This window comes from Paraburkholderia ultramafica, from assembly GCF_902859915.1.
GTDB classification, from domain to species: domain Bacteria; phylum Pseudomonadota; class Gammaproteobacteria; order Burkholderiales; family Burkholderiaceae; genus Paraburkholderia; species Paraburkholderia ultramafica.
On record NZ_CADIKK010000008.1, the window covers coordinates 37997 to 53044 of the forward strand.

A 15048-nucleotide genomic window follows, 5' to 3' on the forward strand; every position below is an offset into this window, starting at 1 on the left:
CGGCTTCTTTTTTGCCGCTGCTCTTGCTCTGTCAGCCAGCGTGTCGGCTTGCGTCAGTCAGTCCGACGCGGGCGTTGCCGCGCGCCCCGGACCGGACCTCAGGCCGGCTTCACCTTCGTCTTGCCCATCATGCGCGTGATGTAGTACTGCTGCGCGATCGACAGCACGTTGTTCACGACGTAGTACAGCACCAGGCCGGCCGGGAAGAAGAAGAACATGACCGAGAACGCGATCGGCATGAACATCATCATCTTGGCTTGAACCGGGTCCGGCGGCGTCGGGTTCAGCTTGGTCTGCAGGAACATCGAGACGGCCATCAGGACCGGCAGGATGAAGTACGGATCCTGCTGCGAAAGATCCTGAATCCACAGAATCCACGGCGCACCGCGCATTTCGACCGACGACAGCAGTACCCAATACAGCGAGATGAACACCGGAATCTGAATCACAACCGGCAGACAGCCGCCGAACGGATTGACCTTCTCGGTCTTGTACAACTCCATCAGAGCCGCGTTCATCTTCTGCGGATCGCCCTTGAAGCGTTCGCGCAGCGCCTGCATGCGCGGCGTGATCGCCTTCATGCGCGCCATCGACTTGTAGCTCGCGGCCGACAGCGGGAAGAACACCGCCTTGATCAGCACCGTGAGCAGCACGATCGACCAGCCCCAGTTGCCGACATAGCTATGAATCTTCGAGAGCAGCCAGAACAGCGGCTTCGCGATGATCGTCACCCAGCCGTAGTCCTTCACCAGTTCCAGACCCGGCGCGATGCCTTCGAGCATGCGCTCTTCTTCCGGACCGGCGAACAGGCGCGCCGACACGCTAACCGTCTGGCCCGGCGCGATGGTCGGCAACGGCTGCTTCACGCCGACGCGATACAGCGACGGATCGATCTTCTCGACGTAGATGTCGCGCTTCGCACCCTGCTGCGGAATCCAGGCCGACGCGAAGTAATGCTGGACCATCGCGATCCAGCCGTTGTCGGCCTGCGTCGCGTAATCCTGCTTGTTCTTGTCGATGTCGCCGAACGTCATCTTCTGGAAGTGATGCTGGTCGGTGTAGACAGCCGGTCCGATGAACGTGTGCGAGAAGCGCGGCGTTTCCACCGGCTGGTCGTCACGCACCAGTTCCATATAGACCGACGGCGTCACCGGCGCGGTGCCGACGTTCTGAATCTTCGTGTCGACGCCGATCACGTAGCTGCCGCGCGTGAACGTGTAGGTCTTGATGACCTTCACGCCACCCTTTTCCGCCGACTCGAAGCTGAGCTGGAACGATTTTTCGTCGCCCGTCAGTTGAGTCTGCTGATTCGGCATCAGCGTGAAGATGTCGTTGTGGTTCGGGAAATCGCCGCCGAGCAGACCCGTGCGGGCCAGATACGTGTGGTTGTCGGTGCGGTCGAACAGCGTGATCACCAGTTCCTGCTTGCCGTCTTCGCCTTGCTTGACGAGCGACAGCCGCGACAACGTGCCGCCGCGCGTATCGATTTCGCCGCTATAGACGTCGGTCGCGAACTTCACGAGTTGCGATTGCGTCGCCGCCGGCGCGTTGCCGGGCGCGGCTGCGCTGGTGGCCGGCAGTTCGGCCGGCTGGGTTCCCGGCGTCGTGGTTCCCGGTGCGGCGCTACCGACGGTCTTGGTCGGCGTGGCGCTCGGGAAGAACATCGACGGGCGTCCGTGGTCGCGTTGCCAGTTGTCGAACAGCATGACCGCTGACATGAAAAAGATGACCCATAGGACGGTGCGTTTGATATCCATGCGTTGTCTCAGTGTCGATGGAACGGCGCGTCAGCGCTTTTCAGAAGTGGGAGGCGGGACGAGATCGATGCCGCCCGCGGAAAACGGGTGGCAGCGGCAAATACGCCTGGCGGCGAGATAAGTCCCGCGCGCGGCGCCATGATACTGGATTGCTTCGCGCGCGTAATCAGAGCAGGAAGGGTAAAAGCGGCACCGGTTGCCGAGCATCGGGCTCACGGCAACCTTGTAAAAACGCAATAAAGCGATGAGTACCGTTTGCATGGCTGGTGCGGCCCGACGGCGCCGCGCAACGTGGAGTACCGGGTGACGCCCGTGCAGCAGGGCGGCCAAAACTGCCAGAACTGCCGAAACTTCAATACGGGCTGTCACGTGAGCGTCATTCCGTCTTGGGCGCTTCCGCGGGCGGCGCCTCGCGACGGACAATTTCTCGCGCTGCCTTGTCGAGCAGCGTCTCGATTTCACTGCGGCACAGCGCCTTCAACGGCGGCGACGAGGCGCTCGGCAAAGCCTTCTTGTCGAAGCGCGTGTGCAAACGCAGCAGCACATCCCAACCGCCGAATTCCGCGCGACGCAGCCGGAAGGCCTCACGCGCGATTCGACGTACCAGATTACGCGTGGCCGCGCGCGGCGCATACTTCTTGCCGATCACGAGGCCTAAGCGAGCGTCGTTGCCGGTGGGCCGGCCATACACCACGAAGTGCGCGGTGCGGCGCCACGGGCGCAAACGAAAAACGGATGAAAATTCATCCGTTTTCAGCAGCCTTGCGGCTTTGGGGAAGGCGGCTTGCGCTCGCAACGGAACCGAGCCCAGTTGCTGCGCCCCTGCCGCTCCCGCTTCACCGCGGGCTTCGGTCACAGCGCGCAATCCGCTCGCCTTAGATGGCGAGACGCTTGCGGCCCTTCGCGCGACGTGCGTTGATGACCTTGCGGCCACCTGCGGTCTTCATGCGAACGCGGAAGCCGTGGGTACGCTTGCGACGGGTGACGGAAGGTTGGTAAGTACGTTTCATGTTGCTCTCACTTGATCGAAAAAAAAACCGCGCGATCATCGCTGAAAGCGCAATGGCCGGAGGTTTACCGAAATTGGTTTTCGCGGAACCCGCTATTTAAACCGCTTTTCCGTTGGCCGTCAATAGTTTAGCCTGGTTCGGCCGCAGGGCCGGCCTGCTTCGCCAGATGATCCGTCCCTGTGGATAACTCCCTTGCGGGTCCGTTTTGGCGTTAGAATCTCGCCTTACTTCCCAAAAATCCTGCACGCCGCTCCGGCTCGCTTGCTCCGCAAACCCTTGTGGCACAAGCGCCTGGAGCCGTTACGCCTGGCTGCTCAGGGCCTTGTTGCGCGCGCGACAAGGGCAGCGGCGACCGCCGTGCATACATAACGACAGCAACTCGATGAACGATTTCTGGCAACACTGTTCCGCATTGCTGGAGCGTGAGCTTACGCCCCAGCAGTATGTGACGTGGATCAAACCGTTGGCCCCGGTCGCCTTCGACGCCGCTGCGAACACACTGAGCATCGCCGCGCCGAACCGCTTCAAGCTCGACTGGGTCAAGAGCCAGTTCTCCGGCCGCATCGCGGATATGGCCCGCGATTTCTGGCACGCCCCGGTCGACGTGCAATTCGTACTGGACCCGAAAGCCAGCATGCGCGCCCCCCCGGCAGCGGCACCGGCACGTCCGGCTTCTTCCGCGCCGATGGGTGGTCACCCCGGCGGTCATTCCGCCGGCGGCGCCGTGGTGGAAGCGGCTGTCGGCGCCGTGCAAGCCGCGCAAATGGCGCGCGCCAACCAGGCGATGGCGACGCAACACGCGAACGCCCGCGCGGCGGCTGAAGACGCTGCCGACCTCGATCTGCCGAGCCTCGACGCGAACGAAGCTGCGGCCGCACGCCGCACCTGGCGTCCGGGCCAAAGCGCCGGCTCGAACAGCAGCGGCGAAAGCGACTCGATGTACGAGCGCTCGAAGCTGAACCCGGTTCTGACGTTCGACAACTTCGTGACCGGTAAGGCCAACCAGCTGGCCCGCGCCGCGGCGATTCAGGTCGCGGACAACCCGGGCATCTCGTACAACCCGCTATTCCTGTATGGCGGCGTGGGCCTGGGCAAGACCCACCTGATTCACGCGATCGGCAATCAGCTTCTGATGGACAAGGCCGGCGCGCGGATTCGCTACATCCACGCGGAACAGTACGTGTCCGACGTGGTGAAGGCGTATCAGCGCAAGGCGTTCGACGACTTCAAGCGCTATTACCACTCGCTCGACCTGCTGCTGATCGACGATATTCAGTTCTTCTCCGGCAAGTCGCGTACGCAAGAGGAATTCTTCTACGCGTTCGAGGCACTGGTCGCGAACAAGGCGCAAGTGATCATCACCAGCGACACGTACCCGAAGGAAATTTCAGGCATCGACGACCGCCTGATCTCGCGCTTCGACTCCGGCCTGACGGTCGCGATCGAGCCGCCCGAGCTGGAAATGCGCGTCGCGATTCTGATGCGCAAGGCGCAATCGGAATTCGTGAGCCTGAACGAGGACGTCGCGTTCTTCGTCGCCAAGCACTTGCGCTCGAACGTCCGTGAGCTCGAAGGCGCGTTGCGCAAGATCCTCGCGTACTCGAAGTTCCACGGTCGCGAAATCACGATCGAACTGACGAAAGAAGCGCTGAAAGACCTGCTGACGGTGCAGAACCGGCAGATTTCGGTGGAAAACATCCAGAAGACCGTGGCTGACTTCTACAGCATCAAGGTCGCCGACATGTATTCGAAGAAGCGTCCGGCGAACATCGCGCGGCCGCGGCAGATCGCGATGTATCTGGCGAAGGAGCTGACGCAGAAGAGCCTGCCGGAAATCGGCGAGCTGTTCGGCGGGCGCGACCACACCACCGTGCTGCACGCGGTGCGCAAGATTGCCGACGAGCGCAGCAAGGACGCGCAACTGAACCACGAATTGCACGTGCTGGAGCAGACCCTGAAGGGCTAAGCGACCCGGACGGAGAAATCGACCTGTTTATTTCCAAACTCGCCCCCAATTTAGTGAGGCGGTTCCGTTTTCAGGCACAATACAGGTTTAACCGCCCGGCGGCCGCGGGCGGATTTCACGCCGCGACAGGCGCTGCATGGTGCCGGCGGGGAGCCACGGCTGCATGCTGCGAAGCTTGCCTGGCAAGGCGCGCAGGCCGTTATATCAACGAAGGAACCCTATGCAACTGGTCAAGACCGAACGCGATAACCTCCTCAGGCCGCTGCAAACTGTGAGCGGCATCGTCGAACGCCGCCATACGCTGCCGATCCTCGCCAATTTGCTGATTACCAAGAACGGCCCGGACGTGTCGTTCCTGTCGACCGACCTCGAGTTGCAGATCACCACGCGTGCCGATTTCGGCGTGGGCGGCGATTCGGTTGCGACCACGGTGGCGGCACGAAAGCTCCTCGACATTCTGCGCGCGATGCCCGACGGGCAGGTCACGCTCACGCTGAACGACAAGCGCCTGACCGTGCAATCCGGCAAGAGCCGCTTTGCGCTGCAAACCCTGGCCGCGGACGAATTCCCGACGGTCGCGCAAGCTAGGGACTACGGCGCGAACCTCGTGGTTCCCCAGAAGACGTTTCGCCAGTTGCTCGGCATGGTCCATTTTTCGATGGCCCAGCAGGACATTCGCTACTACCTGAACGGCATGCTGCTGGTGGTGGACGGCGACCAGCTGATGGCGGTCGCAACCGACGGCCACCGTCTGGCGTTTTCGTCGATGAAGATTGAAGGCTCGTTCTCGCGTCAGGAAGTGATCATTCCGCGCAAGACGATTCTGGAATTGCAGCGCCTGCTGGAAGACATCGACGACACGCTGAAGATCGACATCGCGCAAACGCAGGTGAAGTTCACGTTCGGCCAGGTCGAACTGGTGTCGAAGCTGGTGGAAGGCAAATTCCCCGACTTCCAGCGTGTGATTCCGAAGTCGCACAAGAACCAATTCCTGATTGGCCGCGAAGAACTGCAGCGTTCGCTGCAACGCGCGGCGATTTTGACGTCGGACAAGTTCAAGGGCGTGCGCTGCATCATCGAGCCGGGCCAGTTGAAGATCATGTCCACCAACGCCGATCAGGAAGAGGCGCAGGAAGAACTGGAAATCGCGTACAGCGGCGACAGCGTCGATATCGGGTTCAACGTCACGTATCTGCTCGACGTGCTCGCGAACCTGAAGGTCGACATGTTGCAAGTGAGCCTTGGCGACGCCAGCTCCAGCGCGTTGATCACGATTCCCGAGAACGACGAATTCAAATACGTGGTGATGCCGATGCGCATCTGACGCGTCCAATACCAAGAACACACCAAGGGGCGCAGCGCCCCTTTGGCGTTTTTATGGCGTTTTGAAAAGTCCAGAGCAGCAACCTTGCAGTAACGCAGAACCGGAAAAAATCCATGACTGAAACGAACAATACGCAACCCGACAACAGCTACGGCGCCTCGTCCATTCAGATCCTCGAAGGTCTGGAGGCTGTGCGCAAGCGGCCGGGGATGTACATCGGGGATACATCGGATGGCACCGGTTTGCACCACCTCGTGTTCGAGGTGCTCGACAACTCGATCGACGAGGCACTGGCCGGGCACTGCAACGACATCCAGGTGATCATTCACGCGGACAACTCCATTTCGATCACCGACAACGGCCGCGGCGTGCCGACCGGCCTGAAGATGGACGACAAGCACGATCCGAAGCGCAGCGCCGCTGAAATCGTGATGACCGAACTGCATGCCGGCGGCAAGTTCGACCAGAACAGCTATAAGGTTTCTGGCGGTTTGCATGGTGTGGGCGTGTCGTGCGTGAACGCGCTGTCGGCGTGGCTGCGCCTCGTGGTGCGGCGCGACGGTAAGAAGCACTTCATGGAATTCCACCGTGGCGTGCCGCAGAACCGTGTGATCGAAGAGGTCGACGGTGTGGCCGTGTCGCCGATTCCGGTGGTGGGTGACACCGAGAACCGCGGCACCGAAGTGCACTTCATGGCTGATGAGACGATCTTCGGCAATGTCGAATATCACTACGACATTCTGGCCAAGCGGATTCGCGAACTGTCGTTCCTGAATAACGGCGTGCGGATTCGTTTGCTGGATCAGCGCTCGGGCAAGGAAGAGGATTTCGCGTTCGTCGGCGGCGTGAAGGGTTTTGTCGAGTACATCAACAAGAACAAGGCCGTGCTGCATCCGAACATATTCCACATCAGCGGCGAGAAGGACGGCGTGGGCGTGGAAGTGGCGATGCAGTGGAACGACAGCTACAACGAAAACGTGCTGTGCTTCACGAACAACATTCCGCAGCGCGACGGCGGCACGCACCTGACCGGGTTGCGGGCGGCGATGACGCGCGTGTTGAACAAGTACATCAACGATCACGAAGTCGCGAAGAAAGCGAAGGTCGAGACGTCCGGCGATGACATGCGTGAAGGGCTTTCGTGCGTACTGTCGGTGAAGGTGCCGGAGCCGAAGTTCAGCGCGCAGACCAAGGACAAGCTGGTGTCGTCGGAAGTGCGCGCGCCGGTGGAGGATGTGGTCGCGAAGGCGCTCGAGGAATTCCTGCTGGAAACGCCGAACGACGCGAAGATTATTTGCGGCAAGATTGTCGATGCGGCGCGGGCACGCGATGCGGCTCGGAAGGCGCGGGAGATGACGCGGCGTAAAGGCGTTCTCGACGGCGTTGGGTTGCCTGGGAAGCTCGCGGATTGCCAGGAGAAGGATCCGGCGAAGTCGGAGATTTATATCGTCGAGGGTGACTCGGCAGGTGGGTCGGCGAAGCAGGGGCGTGATCGGAAGTTTCAGGCGATCTTGCCGCTGCGCGGCAAGGTGCTCAACGTCGAGAAGGCGCGCTATGACAAGCTGCTTTCTTCGGAGCAGATCGTTACGTTGATTACCGCGTTGGGTTGTGGGATCGGCAAGGAAGACTACAACCTCGAGAAGCTGCGTTATCACCGGATCATCATCATGACCGATGCTGACGTCGACGGTGCACACATTCGGACGCTGTTGTTGACGTTCTTCTATCGGCAAATGCCGGACATGATCGAGCGCGGGTATATCTATATCGCGCAGCCGCCGCTGTACAAGATCAAGGCGGGTAAGGATGAGCGGTATTTGAAGGATGAGGCTGAGGTTAATGCTCACATCCTCAAGCTGGCGCTGCAAGGGTCGGAGCTTCTGGCTTCGGAAAGCGCTACGCCGATTACAGGCGATGCGTTGGGTGAGTTGGCTCGGGCTTATTTGCTGGCTCAGGCTGTGGTTAATCGCTTGAGCCGGTTGTATGACGCTGGGGCGCTTGAGGCTGTGATGGATGGGGTTGTTATTGACCTCTCCAGTGAAGCGGCGGCTGAGGCTTCGGCCAAGGCTCTTGAGGCGAAGCTGCGTGATGATGCGTTGAAGCCTGAAGTCACGGTTACGACGATGTATGACCCCGTGCGTGAACTGCGCTCGCTGCGCGTCGCTCGGACCCATCACGGGAATCAGAAGATCTCTGTGCTCGATGAAGAGTTTCAGTTGACCGCCGATTTCCAACAGCTGATCAATACCGCTAATACGTTTAAGGGGTTGATCGGGACTGGTGCTGTCATCAAACGCGGCGAGCGGAGCATGGCGGTTACCGACTTCAAGAGCGCGATGAAGTGGTTGCTGGCGGATGCTGAACGCAATATTTCCAAGCAACGCTATAAAGGTCTCGGCGAGATGAATCCTGAGCAGCTTTGGGAGACGACGATGGATCCGACGGTGCGTCGTTTGCTCCGTGTGCAGATCGAGGATGCTATTGCGGCTGATGGGATCTTCACCACGCTCATGGGGGATGATGTGGAGCCGCGGCGGGCTTTCATTGAGTCGAATGCGCTTAGGGCGGGGAATATTGACGTTTGACTGCGATCCTATTGCAGGCGAACTTTTAAGTAACTTACGCCCAATCAAGAAACTCAAAGGGTTACAAGCGATTTGCTTGTAACCCTTTATGCCTTACGGACTAGCAAACTCAGCGGGCAAATCCCCGCCTGGTAAGGAGCCGTCCCATCACCCGCCGAAGTTTGCCCCCAAAGTGCCCCCGAATGGCCACCCTACCTCGGCTGCGCGGAAGACCCTTTCAGGAACTGTGTAAACTGCAGCACTGACTAGAAAAGCGGCTTCTACATCACTTTCGAAAACTATGGCAATCAAGAAGTCAGACCTCTATTCCTCCCTCTGGGCCTCTTGCGATGAACTGCGCGGCGGAATGGATGCCAGCCAGTACAAGGACTATGTCCTGTTCATGCTGTTCATCAAGTACATCAGCGACAAGTACGCCGATAGTGACGACTTCGCGCCGCCGGTTGTCATCCGCAAGGGCGCCAGTTTCAAGGACATGATCGCGCTCAAGGGCAAGAGCGACATCGGCGACAAGATCAACACCCAGATCATCCAGCCGCTGATCGATGCCAACAGCCGCCTGGCGCGCAGCGACTTTCCCAATTTCAACGATCCCGAGAAGCTAGGCACCGGCGCCGAGATGGTCGAGCGCCTCACCAATCTGATCAGCATCTTTCAGAAGCCCGAGCTGGACTTCTCGCAGAACCGCGCCGAGCACGACGACATCCTGGGCGATGCGTACGAGTATCTGATGCGCCACTTCGCCACCGAGAGTGGCAAAAGCAAGGGCCAGTTCTACACGCCGTCCGAAGTGAGCCGCGTCATCGCCAAGGTCATCGGCATCTCGCCCGCCAACACCAAGGCACGCACCACCGCCTACGACCCCACCTGTGGTTCGGGCTCGCTGTTGCTGAAGGTGGCCGCCGAGGCCGGCAAGCACATCACGTTGGAAGGCCAGGAGAAAGACGTGACCACCGCCGGCTTGGCGCGGATGAACATGATCCTGCACGACTTCCCCACGGCCAACATTCTCAGCGGCAACACACTGGCCAACCCCAAGTTCAAGGATGGCGAGCAACTGCGCACCTATGACTATGTGGTGGCCAACCCGCCATTTTCCGATAAGGCCTGGAGCACGGGCCTCACCCCCACTGACGACCCGTACAAGCGTTTCACGTGGGGTGCGCCGCCCACCAAACAGGGCGACTACGCCTATCTGCTGCACATCATCCGCAGTATGAAGGCCAGCGGGAAGGCGGCCTGCATCCTGCCGCACGGCGTGCTATTTCGCGGTAATGCGGAAGCCGTCATCCGCAAGCAACTGGTAAGCAGCGGCATCCTCAAGGGCATCATCGGCCTACCGGCCAACCTGTTCTACGGCACCGGCATCCCTGCCTGCATCCTGGTGCTGGACAAAGAGAACGCCGCCGCCCGCAAGGGCGTGATGATGATCGACGCCAGCAGGGGTTTCATCAAGGACGGCAACAAGAACCGCCTGCGCGAGCAAGACCTGCACCGCATCGTCGACAGCTTTCACAAGCTGGACGACGTGCCCGGCTACGCCCGCATGGTGCCGCTCAGCGAGATAGCAAGTGAGAAGAACGACTACAACCTCAACCTGCCGCGCTACATCGACAGCACGGAAGCCGAAGACATCCAGGACCTCAGCGCCCACCTGAACGGCGGCATTCCGGACCGCGACCTCTTCGGGGCTATGAGTGCGCGCCTATGCGGACTTGGCACAGAACCTGGATGAGGCCGGTTACAGCGCAAAGCAGATTGAGACCTTCGAGAAGGAAACGGCCTTCTACAGCGAGGTGCGCGCTGCAATCAAGAACAACTCGGGCGAAGAACTGGACACAAAGCCCTTCGAAGCCGACATGCGTCACCTCATCAACACCTACATCCAGGCCGACCCGGCGGACCTGCTAGGCGACTTGAGTTCGCTATCATTGACCGAGCTGATCATCGAGACGGGCATCCACGATGCGATTGCCAGGAAACTCAATGAGAAGGGCAAGCTGTCGCGCAACGCGATTGCGGAAGGCATCATCAACAATGTCCGCAAGACCATCATCCGGGATCAATTGACCGACCCCAAGTTCTATGAGCAGATGTCCAAGCTGCTGGAGGACCTGATTCAGCAGAAGCGTGACGACACCGAGAGCTACGAGCAGTTTTTGAAGAATGCCGAGGCCCTAGCCAAAAAGTTGGGCAATCAAGGGCAAGATAGCAGCAAGCTGCCGACCGCCCTGCAGGGCAACAAGGAGGCCGCCGTCCTTTACAACAACTTGCCCAGCGTGCTGGCCGCTGCTGTGCCGGAAAACACCGTGGAGGAACCTACTCCGCCCTATGGCGACGAGTACCTGACCTTGGCATTGATGTTGGACAAGGCTATTCGTGAAAAGGCGCCGTCGGGCTGGAAGGGCGACTCCGCGCGGGAGGCCCAGGTGCTGAATGCTATCTACCCGATCATGAAGAGGAACAAGGCCGCCACCATGGCCATCTTCGACATCATCAAAAATCAGCCAGGGTACTGATGAGCGAAGAGATTACCTTGGGTCCGCTACGGATCAATCTGATCCGCAAAGGGGTAAAGAACGTGCACCTCACCGTGCACCCGCCAGACGGGCGCGTGACCCTGGTGGCGCCGCAGAGTACCCGTACGGAGGTGGCGCGAGCCTATGCCATCTCCAAGCTCGCGTGGATTCGCCAGCAGCAAGAAACGCTGAAAGCCCAGGCTCGCGAGACACCCCGCCAGTTCCTCGAGCGTGAGAGTCATGAGCTATGGGGCCGCCGGCATCTGATGATCGTGGTGGAAGCGGACGTGAAGCCCTTCGTCAAGCTGAACCACAAGCGCATCACGCTCTCGGTGCGGCCGGGCCACGATATGGCCAAACGAGCCGAGGTGATGCACGCCTGGCATATGTCTTTGCTCCATGCCCTGGTGCAGGAGTTGATCGCCAAATGGGAGCCCAAGCTGGGTGTGCACGTCTCGGGCTACTTCCTGCAGCGCATGAAGACCAAGTGGGGTAGCTGCAATCACCGTGCGGGTAACATTCGTCTCAACACTGAATTGGTGAAGAAGCCAAAGGATCTTGTTGAATATGTCGTGTTGCACGAGATGCTGCACCTGCTAGAGCCGAAACACAGCGATCGCTTCGTCGCACTGATCGACCAGTACTGGCCTCAATGGCGCGAGTCACGTGCTGAGTTGAACGCTTTGCCGTTGGGACATCAGAGCTGGAGCGAGTGACATCGGCTGCGGGGCACTAACGTGACGCGCCTCCGCTGGGAGGGACGTTCGAGGCGAGGACAAGCGCAGATTCGCCTTGGCCAGCCGCTCGACCTGGGTGTAGAAATCGAAGCGTTCGAAGATATCGCGCGCGGCCGGCAAGAACGCCTGAACGTAGGTGTACAGGTTCGCATGCTATGAGAAACATACAAGAGCACCCCGAGTACCAGGCTCAACTCACTTCGCCACTTACAACAGGCTTTTCTCCCGTCGCCAAACTTCACCACGCCACCCGGCACGCCCAAAAACTTATCCACAGCCCCCTCTGGACAACTTTTGTACAAGCCACCTGACACGTTGTGGGCGAAATCTTGATAAAACCGCCGGTTAACCAGGCCGCACAAAAGTTTTCCCAGGCTCCGTCTTCCTGTCCGTGTTTACTACGCAGACTTATGGTTTACGCAGTCCCTTGATCCGTAAACGAACTTCCAGGTTATCCACAGCCGGATGCGATGCTTGTTAACTATTACTACGTATACATATACAAAGACTATAAAAACCAGAGAGGCAACCGGGAAGCACGCTGCACAAGCGGGCACAGAGCGGGCAACGTAAACGAAGAAGACAAAAGCCGCCATCAAGCCAACGGTAAACAGATCTCCGTAACCAGATCCGCAGGCGCAGTGTCCTTCGGGCTATTCAGATACTCCTCGAACACCGGCGCATCGGCTGCTTCACGGCCAGACTGCACGAGCCACGTCCCATACAGCCATTCATACGCCGCACGCATATCGCTGTACGGACCTTTGTGCCGCAACACCGCGTATTCACCGCCTTTCAGATGCGCGACCGAAACCGGCGGACTCACCGTCACGGCCACTTGCAGCGGATGAGGCAACAACACACCAGCCTTCGAGCGCAACGCCTCTTCTTCCACCACGCCAGGATCGTCGTAGTAAATCCCGATCATGCGCAATTCCGCCGCCAGCAAATTATGTTTGGCGAGCCAACCGAACAAACCATCAAACGCCTTCCCGATTTGCATATACGGCCCAACATGATCGATCGACAAAACCTCGACCGGCTCCACATAACGGATCACCACTTCACGCATCGTCATTTGATCGTCTCCTGAGAGTGCCGGCCGAAACCGGCTATGCGTACCTCGCTTGCGATACTGCGCCGGCGGCACACCAAACACCGCACGAAAAGTACGAGAAAAAGACTGCAAACTGCTGTAACCCGAACGCTCGGCAATCTCCGCGATCGACATCGAACCATTCGCCAGATACCCCGCCGCGCGATGCAGCCGCAAGCGTCGCACCGTTGTCGCGACCGTCTCGCCATACATCGCCTGATAAATCCGATGCCAGTGATACGGCGACAGATACGCAATTTCCGCGAGACGCTCAATGTCGAGCGGTTCATCGAGGTGATCGTAAATATGGTCGAGCACGCGTGCGAGCCGCGTTTCGTACCGAGCCCGATTGCCTGATTCGTTCATGATTGATTGAGTCGATAAAACACGGCGCGAATGGATACGAACAAAAACAAAACTACCACGTCCCCGTTTACCAAATCTTGCGAACTTCACCGTGGCACGTAAGCACAGTTAAGCGCCCGCTAACACAGCATCCTCGACAAACCCCTCCGCCCCGAACTTTGCCGAATTTCGATAACACCACCGAATAATGGCTCCCTACCATCGGCTGAAGCCTGTCGGCCCACGCGCCGCAAAGCCTTGCGGCGTCGAGCAAACCGCACAAACGCCAACCTCAGGAGCGCCCGGTGAAATCAGAATCCAACAGTCAGCACATCGGTAAAGCCATGCAGCACGAGCTGAAGCAGACGCTTGGCACATGGCAGCTATGGGGCATCGCCGTCGGCCTCGTCATTTCCGGCGAATATTTCGGCTGGAGCTACGGCTGGGCGACCGCCGGCACACTCGGCTTCGTCATCACGGCGATTTTCATCGCTGCGATGTATACGACCTTCATCTTCAGTTTCACCGAACTCACCACATCGACTCCACACGCGGGCGGCCCATTCGCGTACGCGCGCCAGGCGTTCGGTCCGACCGGTGGCTATCTCGCAGGTGCTGCAACGTTAGTCGAATTCGTATTCGCGCCACCGGCCATCGCGCTCGCAATCGGCGCCTATCTGCACGTGCAATTCCCGGGCCTCGAACCAAAGCACGCAGCAATGGGCGCCTATCTCGTCTTCATGGCGTTGAATATCGTCGGCGTGCAAATCGCCGCGGCATTCGAACTGTGCGTGACACTGCTCGCGATCTTCGAGCTGCTCGTCTTCATGGGCGTCGTGTCGCCCGGTTTCCGCTGGTCGAACTTCACAACCGGCGGCTGGTCCGGCGCGAACACCTTCACCATGGGCTCATTCCACGGGATGTTCGCGGCGATTCCATTCGCGATCTGGTTTTTCCTCGCGATCGAAGGCGTCGCGATGGCCGCCGAAGAAGCCAAAAACCCGAAACGTTCGATTCCAATCGCCTACGTCACCGGCATTCTGACGCTGGTCGTGCTCGCGATCGGCGTCATGGTGTTTGCCGGCGCGGCCGGCGACTGGACCAAGCTCGCGAACATCAATGATCCGCTGCCGCAAGCGATGAAATTCATCGTCGGCGAACACAGTGGCTGGATGCACATGCTGGTGTGGCTGGGCCTGTTCGGACTCGTCGCGTCGTTTCACGGGATCATCCTCGGCTATTCGCGGCAGATCTTCGCGCTGGCTCGCGCGGGCTATCTGCCGGAGTGGCTCTCCAAGGTGCATCCGCGCTTCAAGACGCCGCATCGCGCGGTCCTGGCGGGCGGCGCGGTCGGCATCGCAGCGATCTATAGTGACGAGCTGATCCAGTTCGGCGGGCAGACGCTGACGGCAAACATCGTGACGATGTCGGTATTTGGCGCTATCGTGATGTATATCATCAGCATGCTGTCGCTGTTCAAGCTGCGCCGCACGGCGCCGAACATGGAGCGCCCGTTCCGCGCGCCGCTGTTTCCGTTCTTCCCGGCGTTCGCGCTGGTGGCCGCGGTGATCTGTCTGGCGACGATGGTCTACTTCAATTTTCTGGTGGCGATCGTGTTCGCAATCTTTCTCGCGCTGGGCTACGTCTACTTCCTGTTGACGCGCAATCAACGCGACGCGGCGCCGTCGGACGTTTTGCTAGAAGAATGA

The 15048-nt window shown here is 59.6% G+C and carries 12 protein-coding genes; 7 read left to right on the forward strand and 5 right to left on the reverse strand.

Annotation, left to right across the window (positions count from 1 at the left end; translation table 11 throughout):
• Nucleotides 1-98 precede the first annotated feature (98 nt).
• The 4 genes from yidC to rpmH all read right to left on the reverse strand — a co-directional run bounded on the left by yidC (nucleotide 99) and on the right by rpmH (nucleotide 2767).
• Entirely contained in the window at nucleotides 99-1757 is a 1659-nt protein-coding gene (gene yidC, locus HV744_RS10440) for a membrane protein insertase YidC (protein WP_175149433.1), read from the reverse strand.
• 30 nt (nucleotides 1758-1787) lie between these two features.
• On the reverse strand, nucleotides 1788-2018 hold the full coding sequence (gene yidD / locus HV744_RS10445) for a membrane protein insertion efficiency factor YidD (RefSeq protein WP_007180115.1): 231 nt from the start codon (nucleotides 2016-2018) through the stop codon (nucleotides 1788-1790).
• A 115-nt stretch (nucleotides 2019-2133) separates the two neighbouring features.
• The gene (locus HV744_RS10450; protein ID WP_425497682.1) at nucleotides 2134-2613 is read right to left on the reverse strand and encodes a ribonuclease P protein component; all 480 of its coding nucleotides are present in this window, start codon (nucleotides 2611-2613) and stop codon (nucleotides 2134-2136) included.
• Between the two features lie 19 nt (nucleotides 2614-2632).
• Nucleotides 2633-2767: a 50S ribosomal protein L34 gene (gene rpmH, locus HV744_RS10455; protein WP_004198824.1), complete on the reverse strand. Its 135-nt coding sequence runs from the start codon at nucleotides 2765-2767 to the stop codon at nucleotides 2633-2635.
• Between the two features lie 382 nt (nucleotides 2768-3149).
• Between rpmH and dnaA the strand changes: the two genes are divergently transcribed.
• From dnaA to HV744_RS10485, 6 genes are all read left to right on the forward strand, one after another.
• On the forward strand, nucleotides 3150-4733 hold the full coding sequence (gene dnaA, locus HV744_RS10460; protein ID WP_175149435.1) for a chromosomal replication initiator protein DnaA: 1584 nt from the start codon (nucleotides 3150-3152) through the stop codon (nucleotides 4731-4733).
• Nucleotides 4734-4953: 220 nt separating this feature from the next.
• Nucleotides 4954-6057: a DNA polymerase III subunit beta gene (gene dnaN / locus HV744_RS10465; protein WP_175149436.1), complete on the forward strand. Its 1104-nt coding sequence runs from the start codon at nucleotides 4954-4956 to the stop codon at nucleotides 6055-6057.
• Between the two features lie 113 nt (nucleotides 6058-6170).
• Complete coding sequence (gene gyrB / locus HV744_RS10470) at nucleotides 6171-8642, forward strand: DNA topoisomerase (ATP-hydrolyzing) subunit B (protein WP_175149437.1); 2472 nt, start codon at nucleotides 6171-6173, stop codon at nucleotides 8640-8642.
• A 280-nt stretch (nucleotides 8643-8922) separates the two neighbouring features.
• Nucleotides 8923-10377 (forward strand): type I restriction-modification system subunit M, encoded by a 1455-nt coding sequence (locus tag HV744_RS10475; protein ID WP_217469107.1) that lies wholly within the window; start codon nucleotides 8923-8925, stop codon nucleotides 10375-10377.
• The gene (locus HV744_RS10480) at nucleotides 10340-11161 is read left to right on the forward strand and encodes a hypothetical protein (protein ID WP_175149438.1); all 822 of its coding nucleotides are present in this window, start codon (nucleotides 10340-10342) and stop codon (nucleotides 11159-11161) included. Before HV744_RS10475 ends, HV744_RS10480 begins: the two co-directional genes overlap by 38 nt.
• Nucleotides 11161-11877 carry a M48 family metallopeptidase gene (locus HV744_RS10485; protein WP_175149439.1) on the forward strand — a complete coding sequence of 239 codons (717 nt, stop codon included), beginning with the start codon at nucleotides 11161-11163 and terminating at the stop codon, nucleotides 11875-11877. Before HV744_RS10480 ends, HV744_RS10485 begins: the two co-directional genes overlap by 1 nt.
• 616 nt (nucleotides 11878-12493) lie before the next feature.
• Here HV744_RS10485 and HV744_RS10490 read toward each other — a convergent pair.
• A complete protein-coding gene (locus HV744_RS10490; protein WP_175149440.1) occupies nucleotides 12494-13360 on the reverse strand; it encodes an AraC family transcriptional regulator in 867 nt (288 codons plus the stop codon).
• Nucleotides 13361-13644: 284 nt separating this feature from the next.
• Here HV744_RS10490 and eat point away from each other — a divergent pair, with 284 nt between their 5' ends.
• Nucleotides 13645-15048: an ethanolamine permease gene (eat, locus tag HV744_RS10495; RefSeq protein WP_175149441.1), complete on the forward strand. Its 1404-nt coding sequence runs from the start codon at nucleotides 13645-13647 to the stop codon at nucleotides 15046-15048.

Bases quoted from the DNA above. Each gene is read 5' to 3' on its own strand.
- HV744_RS10475 (WP_217469107.1), top strand. From the start codon at position 8,923: ATGGCAATCAAGAAGTCAGACCTCTATTCCTCCCTCTGGGCCTCTTGC.
- HV744_RS10485 (WP_175149439.1), top strand. From the start codon at position 11,161: ATGAGCGAAGAGATTACCTTGGGTCCGCTACGGATCAATCTGATCCGC.
- dnaA (WP_175149435.1), top strand. From the start codon at position 3,150: ATGAACGATTTCTGGCAACACTGTTCCGCATTGCTGGAGCGTGAGCTT.
- gyrB (WP_175149437.1), top strand. From the start codon at position 6,171: ATGACTGAAACGAACAATACGCAACCCGACAACAGCTACGGCGCCTCG.
- rpmH (WP_004198824.1), bottom strand. From the start codon at position 2,767: ATGAAACGTACTTACCAACCTTCCGTCACCCGTCGCAAGCGTACCCAC.
- HV744_RS10490 (WP_175149440.1), bottom strand. From the start codon at position 13,360: ATGAACGAATCAGGCAATCGGGCTCGGTACGAAACGCGGCTCGCACGC.
- yidC (WP_175149433.1), bottom strand. From the start codon at position 1,757: ATGGATATCAAACGCACCGTCCTATGGGTCATCTTTTTCATGTCAGCG.
- yidD (WP_007180115.1), bottom strand. From the start codon at position 2,018: ATGCAAACGGTACTCATCGCTTTATTGCGTTTTTACAAGGTTGCCGTG.
- dnaN (WP_175149436.1), top strand. From the start codon at position 4,954: ATGCAACTGGTCAAGACCGAACGCGATAACCTCCTCAGGCCGCTGCAA.